Source organism: Vibrio sp. 1S139 (assembly GCF_041439475.1).
In the GTDB taxonomy this organism is placed as follows: Bacteria; Pseudomonadota; Gammaproteobacteria; order Enterobacterales; family Vibrionaceae; genus Vibrio; species Vibrio crassostreae_C.
Genome location: NZ_JBGOOD010000154.1, coordinates 1 through 1,529, shown reverse-complemented (window position 1 = coordinate 1,529; position 1,529 = coordinate 1). Strand labels below are relative to the sequence as shown.

The window sequence follows — 1,529 nt, the reverse complement described above, 5'->3', positions numbered from 1 at the left end:
CGATTAGTCAAATATGGCGTCGTTGAACCTCAAGCTGATTTGATCAACAACGCCTGTTCGTTCTAGAATTCGAGATGCCGTTACATGAACTATATGCATTTCAAAAAGAAGCGCAAAGCATAATAATAATACGCTCAAAGCTAGACGGCTGTTACCCAAATTTAGAGTTAATTGCTAACGAACAGAATCATAGGGACAAAGCCTCTATTAGTCGGGCTGCAAGAGATGATATTCGTGGACAAGAGTTTGATTATAAAAGTGTACTTAAATTTCAACGTTCACGAGCTTTCAGCTATATAGTTAGGAAAGCCTTACCATCTCGTTTTTTTGATTTCTCAGAAAATGGAGTTGAATGAAGAACGAGGTGTGGACTAAACACTTATAAGTGTAATACGGTGAAGACTGGCACCCTAATTAATAATTCGTTTCCGAAGAGGACTAAACTTAGTCCTCTTCTACGTCATTCTCAGGCGCTTTTGTCCCAAGAAGCTTCTAATTTAACTCGATTAATATCAATGCCACTGGCTAGCCGGATATATTTGGAAAATAAATGAAACTTAATTGGCAACACATAGCTATTCTTGTGATTTTTTGGGGGACATTAGTTAGCCCTATTGCATTTTATATTTATACCTTCGGTTTTGGCATCTGGGAAAGCAATGATGACTGGGGTCAAATGGGCAGTGCTATTGGAGGGCTTTACACTCCAATCCTATCTTTATTTACATTTATGCTCTTAGGTCTTCAATTGTATCGACAAAATCAGGTTGATCGACACAATCAAATAGCGTGGTTTATAGATCGAAGCCTAGAAGGTGGTGAAAAAGCATTGAAGTACATGGCAGAAATTTCTCAAGAAAAAAATATGGAGAATCAAACTGTTTTGGATGGCTTACTATCCACCATCAAGAATGGCACCCCAGAAGATGTAGCATCCTATTTAGGTATGCCTGTCAATCAACGCTTTTTTCAGCAGCGACTATATATTTTTCAAATCTTGAAGGGTTAAAAAACTCAAAGAACCTTAGCGCGCAACTTGCTTGTGAAGAGTTGAGGACAGAGGCTGCTATGTTGTTAGGTTACAATATGATGATACTCATTGAGCGAGAAGTCCTACGCGGCATGTTGTCTTATGGCCCATATTTTGATAACGAGTTATCAAAATAACGGAAAACTTAGGTCGCTTTTGTTCCAAAGCATGGCGGCATAACACGTCTCTGGACATTTTTGAGCTGGCGGTTACGCTCACAAGTGCCTATTTCGGATTGGCAATGTTTAGTCAAAATGTAGTAGGCAAAGCATTGGCTCATATGTTTTCTAGCCGCGCTCGCCTGTCATTCTGCGACGGGCGCCCCGACTTCCTGTGCGCATCCGAGAAAATTACTTAACAAAGGACGGGCTTGTTCAACACCCCAATAAAGTGACGGTCTCGCGACACTAATTCTAACTGGTTAGCTCCTTTATCAAGTTCAAAGGGCGTTGTTGCCTAAATTAGTTGAACCTTTTCCAAGTCCTGTGATCTGATCATT

At 40.3% G+C, this 1,529-nt stretch carries 2 protein-coding genes; both read left to right on the top strand.

All coding sequences use genetic code 11. From position 1 onward, the window contains the following. Positions 1-74 precede the first annotated feature (74 nt). Positions 75-356, top strand: a complete 282-nt coding sequence (locus tag ACED46_RS21855; protein WP_371722449.1) for a hypothetical protein — start codon at positions 75-77, stop codon at positions 354-356. 194 nt (positions 357-550) lie between these two features. Beyond that, positions 551-1,009, top strand: a complete 459-nt coding sequence (locus tag ACED46_RS21850; protein WP_371722448.1) for a hypothetical protein — start codon at positions 551-553, stop codon at positions 1,007-1,009. Positions 1,010-1,529: the final 520 nt, after the last annotated feature.